Annotated in this window: 9 protein-coding genes; 7 read left to right on the top strand and 2 right to left on the bottom strand. The window is 42.9% G+C overall.

Translation table 11 applies throughout. The annotated features are described in order from the left end of the window. Positions 1–180: 180 nt before the first annotated feature. Positions 181–465, bottom strand: coding sequence for a type II toxin-antitoxin system RelE/ParE family toxin (locus R7D93_RS24840; RefSeq protein ID WP_005398363.1), 285 nt, complete (start codon positions 463–465; stop codon positions 181–183). Then, the gene (locus R7D93_RS24835; RefSeq protein WP_005398365.1) at positions 458–700 is read right to left on the bottom strand and encodes a type II toxin-antitoxin system ParD family antitoxin; all 243 of its coding nucleotides are present in this window, start codon (positions 698–700) and stop codon (positions 458–460) included. Before R7D93_RS24835 ends, R7D93_RS24840 begins: the two co-directional genes overlap by 8 nt. A 935-nt stretch (positions 701–1,635) precedes the next feature. On the opposite strand from R7D93_RS24835, the gene R7D93_RS24830 reads away from it, so the two are divergent. The 7 genes from R7D93_RS24830 (at position 1,636) to R7D93_RS24800 (ending at position 7,010) form a co-directional block, all read left to right on the top strand. After that, positions 1,636–1,881 carry a hypothetical protein gene (locus tag R7D93_RS24830; RefSeq protein ID WP_225497210.1) on the top strand — a complete coding sequence of 82 codons (246 nt, stop codon included), beginning with the start codon at positions 1,636–1,638 and terminating at the stop codon, positions 1,879–1,881. Then, complete coding sequence (locus R7D93_RS24825; RefSeq protein WP_225497208.1) at positions 1,874–2,782, top strand: tyrosine-type recombinase/integrase; 909 nt, start codon at positions 1,874–1,876, stop codon at positions 2,780–2,782. Before R7D93_RS24830 ends, R7D93_RS24825 begins: the two co-directional genes overlap by 8 nt. Beyond that, entirely contained in the window at positions 2,779–3,447 is a 669-nt protein-coding gene (locus R7D93_RS24820; RefSeq protein WP_169696972.1) for a hypothetical protein, read from the top strand. The genes R7D93_RS24825 and R7D93_RS24820 overlap by 4 nt, the downstream gene beginning before the upstream one ends. 1,114 nt (positions 3,448–4,561) lie before the next feature. Then, positions 4,562–5,218, top strand: a complete 657-nt coding sequence (locus R7D93_RS24815; protein WP_063866460.1) for a quinolone resistance pentapeptide repeat protein QnrVC7 — start codon at positions 4,562–4,564, stop codon at positions 5,216–5,218. Between the two features lie 159 nt (positions 5,219–5,377). Continuing rightward, entirely contained in the window at positions 5,378–5,851 is a 474-nt protein-coding gene (gene dfrA31, locus R7D93_RS24810) for a trimethoprim-resistant dihydrofolate reductase DfrA31 (RefSeq protein ID WP_000703246.1), read from the top strand. Between the two features lie 135 nt (positions 5,852–5,986). Beyond that, complete coding sequence (locus tag R7D93_RS24805; RefSeq protein ID WP_000045524.1) at positions 5,987–6,310, top strand: hypothetical protein; 324 nt, start codon at positions 5,987–5,989, stop codon at positions 6,308–6,310. A gap of 166 nt (positions 6,311–6,476) precedes the next feature. Further along, entirely contained in the window at positions 6,477–7,010 is a 534-nt protein-coding gene (locus R7D93_RS24800; RefSeq protein ID WP_225481809.1) for a hypothetical protein, read from the top strand. Positions 7,011–7,202 lie beyond the last annotated feature (192 nt).

Below are 7,202 nucleotides of genomic sequence, written 5' to 3'. Positions count from 1 at the left end.
TCAAAACGCCGCTCAGAGCGCCCAGAACGCGCGTAGTGGCGATTTTCATACCTAACCCGAGCGGATGTAAGACTAAAACGCTTTGTAAGTTTGTGACGCTTTGAGAGCGATTTACAGGGCAAAAATGGCACTATTCGTTTGAAACAAAAAACGCCCTCTACGGGGCGTTTTCCTATGTTTCTAAAGATGCAACATGGAGTTCATCTGTTGGTGCAAGATCCGGATAACAAATATATCGAACTCTCGAATTCGATAAAAAATAGCGTGCTTCTGATGATCATGCCGACGTACTCCAGAACGAAGTTCGGAGCAATCCCTACCAATGAATGGCGCCTCAGACAATGTTTGTAAGCACTGCTCCATTTCATCGGTGTAGTGTTCTGCTTGGTCTTCGCCAAAATTTAGAAAGGTATATTCATAGATGTCGCCGAAATCGTCTGCTGCTTTCTGAGAAAGTTTATACATGCAGACGAGCCTTTCTTCTTTCTGCTACTTCCTTTAAGGACAGGGAGCATTCTCCGCTCGCTTCTCCCTCATCAAGAGCTTTTCGCAGTAAGTCTTGTTGATTCTCTTGTTGTTCGAGTAGTCGCAATGCACTTCTCATCACTTCACTTGTTGAGCCGTAACGACCTGTTGCGATCATTTTTTCAATAAAGCCATCGAGCGATTCGCCAATGGTGACACTTGTTGTTCTACCCATAAAGCCACCTGTGTGAATTATTAACACAATTAGTATACAGCAAGTGATGGGTTTACTTTCTCTTTTTCGCAAGCTGCTTATCGCACCATGCGCTTATCTGCGGAGAGTAAAGCGCGAAAACACTAATCAACAATGAAATACCAATGATCACAAATAGGCCATTCATAAGAACCACCTTCCAATAACATACCTACTCATAAGACTACCACGCCTTTGAGTTTTCCAAACTGAACATCCCCACACCAGGAAATCGGCGAAGCCGTTTTCCTGGTGTGGGGATGCGACAAGCGCAGCGCGTCAGTTCGGAGCCAAATGTTCGTTGTGAACATTCATCTTTCATCACGCTGTCACTTAATACCCCTATCAAATTTACTCAGCGTCCCTCCCTGTTTGCTCGCTTCGCGTTGCAAATTCAGGAGAGACCCTTCGCAAATTTCGCGAGCCTACTCGCGCTATGTAGAATTTAAAAATTCCACATAGCGCGAGATTTAATGAGCTTTCGTATGATTTCACGCAACAAAAAGCCTGCAACAAAAACAATATTTGCATTTAGATCAGAGGAAGCGCAAAATGAAAATTCACAACCACCCACTTATCCCAATTTGGGATATAAATTTGACCTCGTTGGGTGAGGTCTACGTTGCATTCAGAGCACCGTCCGGTCAGAGAACCGAGTTAATTTTGCTCTAAGTCTGTGGAGTGTACGGCTTAGTTAACTCCGTACTCGCTGGTAATAATTGTTGAGCCAGTGACGCATCTCAAAGTAGCGAAATCATAAATCAACAACGCACTCCATCTGCGGAAATGGACGTTTTAGGTGTGAACAGTCAGCCTACTTTTTCGTTAAAAAGTCAAAATGGCGAACGGCATCTTAGCCGTCTCACTATCATCACGATGATAGCCGAGCTAGTTCTTACGCACACATCGAGATTTTTATGAGCTTTGATCCCATCGCAGCGACCGAAGCTGCCAAAAAGACCCGTGCATTACGCAAGGGAAAAAACTACAAAAAACGCACCTCCAAACTTGAGCCATTTCGTTCTGAAATCGCCAAAATGTACAAAACTGGCGCATCTCTAGAGCTAATCTCTTTGCACCTGCATACTGTGCATAATCAGTATGCAGCACGCAGCACTATCCTTCGTTACCTCCATACGATCGGAGTAACACGCAATGGCTAGAGGACACTTTGCGAAATCTGAAGCTCAAGCCGCCTCTGTGATGAAGGAATTGCAGGGTAAAGGCAACATCATAGAATCGGTTGGAACAGCTAGAAATTACGAACAAGCACTGAAAACTTGTTGCGATTATTTGAAAGAGTTCAAGCTTGGCTCTCTAAGAGAACTAACCCCAGAACAAGCAAAAAACTACATAGAGTTACGCGCTCACGAATGTAAACAAAGCACAATCGACATGGATCGTCAGGCAATACAAACAATGATGCAGCATGTCACACATAAGTTAGAACCCAATCAAACACTATACCCACCCAAAGAGCTTCCTACATCTAAAAAAGAAACTATTGAAAACTCTCGTTCTTACACGCCAGAACAGGTCAATGCGATCATTCAGCATCAAACCGAGCAACACGCACTCTCCACACAACTTTGTCATGAATCAGGTCTACGCGCTCACGAGCTGCTCTCCCTACGACCTTCTGGTGAAGTGAATCCAAGCCCACGGGACGTACACCCAAATAAATTTGCCCACCTCCCCAATGAGTCAAAAACCTACACAGTTAACGGGAAAGGCGGTCTTATTCGTGAAGTGCAAATCCCCAACCATTTAGCAGAAAAGTTAGAAGAACGCAGACTCGATATGCCGCAGCAAATATCGGACAGAGGTGTGAATTACGAATCGCACTACAACATAGCCGGTGGACACAAATTCTCTGATGCGTTCAGCAAAGCGAGTTCTCGCGCTCTGGGCTATTCAAACGGTGCTCACGGCCTACGCCACAGCTACGCTCAAAATCGTTATGAACAATTGGCGAATCACTTTGAACGTATCGATGTCATGACGATCATTTCTCAAGAGCTAGGGCATTTTCGCCCCGATATAACAGAGGTGTACCTACGATGATTTGGGGATTTTTAACCGTCATAGTCGTGGGATTGGTATTGCTTTTTGCAGCACCATTTCTTGATTTTCTAACCCCCGATAGCACGATTTGGCTAATTGATACATCCAACTCGATGAAACCTGTTTTGCTCGCAAAGGGCTCAGAAACACTCTGGTTTCAGTGGCAATCATGGAGTTACATTTTCATATTCTGTTTAGTCACAGCTTTAATTTTAGGAGTAATGTTCAACACTTTTCGCACGTTCTCAGATGCATCTCTGATAGAAGCGAAACAAAAATTAGCTCAAAAATCAGAAGAGTTGGAGAAATTCAAACAGCAATACCGACAACAGATGGAGCAAGATGTACTACGCGCACACTCACAAAAGGCAGAACAACTAAACCGCAGAGAACGCGAACTCGACACGATTCAAAATCAGGCAGCACGTCAACAAACAGAATCAAGTGAACGATTAAAATTAGCGAATCATGCAATACGCAGGCAGCACAAAGAAACAATGAGCAAACTAGGACAGCGTGATCGGTTGAGTAATGAGAAAAGGCTTATTGCTGAATATCTTAAACATGCAGGTTTAACACTGGATGATGAACCACTGGATTATACAAAGTTAAAGCAATTAGCTAGTAGCTTTGAAAAACGTCACAGTAATCAAAAGGGAGAATAACTTCCCCCGTACCCTCCTCTAAAAATCAAAGATTTTTCCTTAGGGCATTGCCCACCGAAAAGAACTTAAAGGGCTGTTTGAGGAGCTCACGCTCTTTTGTGGACAAGCCCAAAAGGGCAATAAGGTTGCCGCACAAGGCGGCGCTCTCAGCCCTTTCGGCTGCGCCGACCCCTACCCATTTTCGACTCGTTTTGAGTGAATCTGAGCATTGTCTGTGGTCGCTTTCCGTGGAGTTTTTTCTCGTACCCTTTCGGGCTGCCCTGCGCTGTGTGTAAAGGCTTTCGCCCCCCGTCCGAGTCACACAACACTAATCAGTTATTCCTTTTCCGCTTGTCCCCGTCTAGCAGCTACAACAGGGCGGTTTTATCGTGCTTTCGCAAGTTCTGATTAGTGCCTTTACCTGCCACCTATCGGACTTCCCTTGGTCGGTGGCTGATGCGCGTCGCTCTGTCCAAAACATCTTGATCCAAACAGAGTGCAGGAATACTTGAAGTGCTTTAACGATATGGGCTATCATGAAAGGACTTACACAGGCCGTCAAACCATAGTAAGTATTCCGAAAAAAACCGCCCGGCAAGGCGGTTTTTTCACATCTGGAGAAAGAGATTAATCCCAAAAGCGTTTGATCTCAATGCTGATCTTCCAAGTCTGGCAATTCTCCACAAAAAAGCCTCCCGGATGGGAGGCTTTTTTGTTTCTGGTGTTCGTGTAGAACAATGCGATTCTATTTTTCAGTTCGCACTGAGTGCCGTTACGTTAAATCACTTCCTCTAAATTAAACCACGTATCACCGTTTAACTTACTCCGACACCTCACAATTGATTGATACTAAATTGAATGCATTAGTGAAAGGCGGCATTATTCTCGGATAAAGACGGCTTAAAGCCATCTAATAAGCGTTATGTGTTTTTCTTGTAAGCGCCGTAATTGAACAAAACTTTTTTCTAGCCATGCGGCGTGGGTAGATCAAAAATCAGCGCCTTAGAGCGTCAATTTGGCGCCTTATTTTTGTGATTTTAAGTGGTTGCAAGTTGCTGTTTTTAAGGTGTTTATTTTTCTTGAGAACTGGTTGGTAAATGTTAGTCTTCGACTCAAATAAAAAGAGGGCTACAAAATGGATAAAACAGACCAGTTATATGTACAAGCTGACTTTTCACATCAAGACTTGAGTGGTCAGTATTTTAAAAATTGCAAATTTTTCTGCTGTTCCTTTAAACGGGCAAACCTCCGCGATACACAATTTGTAGATTGTTCTTTCATTGAACGAGGAGAATTAGAGGGGTGTGATTTTTCTTACTCGGATCTTAGAGACGCATCTTTTAAAAACTGCAGTCTTTCAATGTCGTATTTCAAAGGTGCAAATTGTTTTGGTATCGAGTTCAGAGAGTGCGATTTAAAGGGGGCAAATTTTGCTCAAGCTAGCTTCATGAATCAGGTATCGAACAGAATGTATTTTTGTTCAGCCTATATAACAGGTTGTAATCTGTCATACGCAAATTTTGAAAGGCAGTGTATCGAAAAGTGTGATTTGTTTGAGAATAGATGGATTGGTGCAAATTTGAGTGGGACATCATTTAAAGAGTCTGATTTAAGTCGGGGAGTATTTTCTGAAGGGTGCTGGAGCCAGTGTAGGTTGCAAGGTTGTGATTTGAGCCACTCGGAGCTGTATGGTTTAGACCCCCGGAAAGTTGACCTTACAGGTGTAAAAATCTGTTCGTGGCAACAAGAACAACTTTTAGAGCAATTAGGTTTAATAGTAGTACCTGACTAAATTTGATGGTTTGAACACACACATAACAAACGCCTCAAGAGGGACTGTCAACGCGTGGCGTTCCCAGTCCCAATGAGCTGTGGTGGTTACGGTTGTAAATTTAAGCCGTGCGGTAGCGTTGCCAGCCCCTTAGGCGGGCGTTAGCCCTCAGGAGGAAAAATGAAAATATCCATTATGGCAGCAGTTTCTGAGAATGGAGTAATTGGCTCTGGATTGGATATACCTTGGCATGTACAAGGTGAGCAGCTCCTGTTCAAAGCTATGACTTACAATCATTGGCTTTTAGTCGGTCGTAAAACTTTCGACTCAATGGGTAAACTTCCCAATAGGAAATATGCTGTGGTTACTCGCTCAGAAATGGTCTCGAATGATCCAGATGTTATTTATTTCACCAGCATTGAATCGGCATTATCTTACTTAGACAATACGACAACACATGTCTTTGTTTCTGGTGGTGGTGAAATTTACAAAGCATTAATCGAACAAGCAGATGTTATCCATCTTTCAGTGATTCATAAGCACATCTCTGGCGACGTGTTTTTCCCTTCAGTTCCACAGAGTTTCAAACAAACATTTGAGCAAAGTTTCAGTTCAAATATTGATTACACGTACCAAATTTGGGCAAAGGGCTAACAAACTGTTTAAGAGGGATTCACAACGCGTGGCATTTTTACTATGCGTTGGTTTTAGTGGTTAAGGCGGTATGCGGAAGCTTCGGTATTGCGTTGCTCACCCCTTAACAGGGCGTTATAGCAAAGGAGATAAACGTTGAGTAAGTCAATATTAATAGGTTCGTTAGTGATAGGAGCTGCTGTTTTAGCTAGTCCATTTATATTTGATAAGGTAAAAACAGAGCAGCTAAAAGCTGAGAGGCAGGAAACTGCCAAACAAACCGAAATCGCAGACGTTATAGGCTTAGGTAATGCTGCTGATATTTATTTGCTAGAAACTGGTAAATGTCCGGAAAAAGGGGAGGACTTACTGGGGAAAGTTATCAAAAGATTACCTCGCGATAGGTATGGCCTTGACTATATTACTAACGGTGATTGTAAGTTTGAGTCTACTAGTGGAATTAATTCAGAGAGTTATTGAATATTTGCTATAACAAACTGTTTAAGAGGGATTTGCAACGCGTGGCATTTTTACTATGCGTAGGGTTTAGTGTTTAAGGTGTTATGCGGCGACTTCGGTATTGCGTTGCTCACCCCTTAACAGGGCGTTATGGCGTAATTTTGACTTTATTTTTTTGGGAGGTTTCTTGCAGGAGTTTTTGGCTTATTTAGGTGGAGCATCAGTCATTGTTGGTTTTCTTTCATGGTTGTTTCGGCAAACGATCGAAAGAGTTCTGTCAGAGTACATTTCATCAAAAGCAAAGAGACGCAATTACGTTTTTGAGCAAATTCACGCCAGAAAGATTGAATCAATTTCAAAGCTATATGAAGCGTCAGTTCAAGCTTCTGATGCTACATCATATGTAGTAAGGATGCAGGGTGAGCTAGAAAAGGAAAGGGTGTTGAGCTTGGAATTAGACGTTAAGAAGTTCGCCGAACAATACAGACTTGCTAAGCTTTGGCTCTCTGATGATGTTTGCAATCTTGTAGACCAACTTCTTGACCAGCATTCAGCCTTTTATCAAGTTGTTAGAGGTTATCAGCTCAAGCAAAGTGGTTTAGGTAAAACACTCGATTCTAATATGCTTGATCTATGGACTCGTGCGGATAACGAACTTCCCTTGATCCAGTCGAAATTATGTGAGGCTTTCAAAGCGGAGTTGGCTAAGATTTCGCCATAACAAACGCTTCAAGAGGGACTATGGCATCATTTAAGACGAATTCCCAACGTTTGGGATTTTTATCAAAAAAATGGTAGTCATTATTGGTTATATGTTAAATGGCCCACTTTGATGCTCAAAACGCCGCTCAGAGCGCCCAGAACGCGCGTAGTGGCGATTTTCATACCTAACCCGAGCGGATGTAAGACTAAA

Source organism: Vibrio sp. YT-15, from assembly GCF_033337445.1.
Taxonomy (GTDB): Bacteria; Pseudomonadota; Gammaproteobacteria; order Enterobacterales; family Vibrionaceae; genus Vibrio; species Vibrio alginolyticus.
The sequence above is the reverse complement of the archived record's forward strand: the minus strand, read 5'-3'. Positions and strand labels throughout refer to the sequence as shown.

What these genes read in the sequence shown, in the direction of transcription:
- R7D93_RS24815 (WP_063866460.1), top strand. Translation starts at nt 4,562, where the DNA reads ATGGATAAAACAGACCAGTTATATGTACAAGCTGACTTTTCACATCAA.
- dfrA31 (WP_000703246.1), top strand. Translation starts at nt 5,378, where the DNA reads ATGAAAATATCCATTATGGCAGCAGTTTCTGAGAATGGAGTAATTGGC.
- R7D93_RS24840 (WP_005398363.1), bottom strand. Translation starts at nt 465, where the DNA reads ATGTATAAACTTTCTCAGAAAGCAGCAGACGATTTCGGCGACATCTAT.
- R7D93_RS24830 (WP_225497210.1), top strand. Translation starts at nt 1,636, where the DNA reads ATGAGCTTTGATCCCATCGCAGCGACCGAAGCTGCCAAAAAGACCCGT.
- R7D93_RS24825 (WP_225497208.1), top strand. Translation starts at nt 1,874, where the DNA reads ATGGCTAGAGGACACTTTGCGAAATCTGAAGCTCAAGCCGCCTCTGTG.
- R7D93_RS24820 (WP_169696972.1), top strand. Translation starts at nt 2,779, where the DNA reads ATGATTTGGGGATTTTTAACCGTCATAGTCGTGGGATTGGTATTGCTT.
- R7D93_RS24835 (WP_005398365.1), bottom strand. Translation starts at nt 700, where the DNA reads ATGGGTAGAACAACAAGTGTCACCATTGGCGAATCGCTCGATGGCTTT.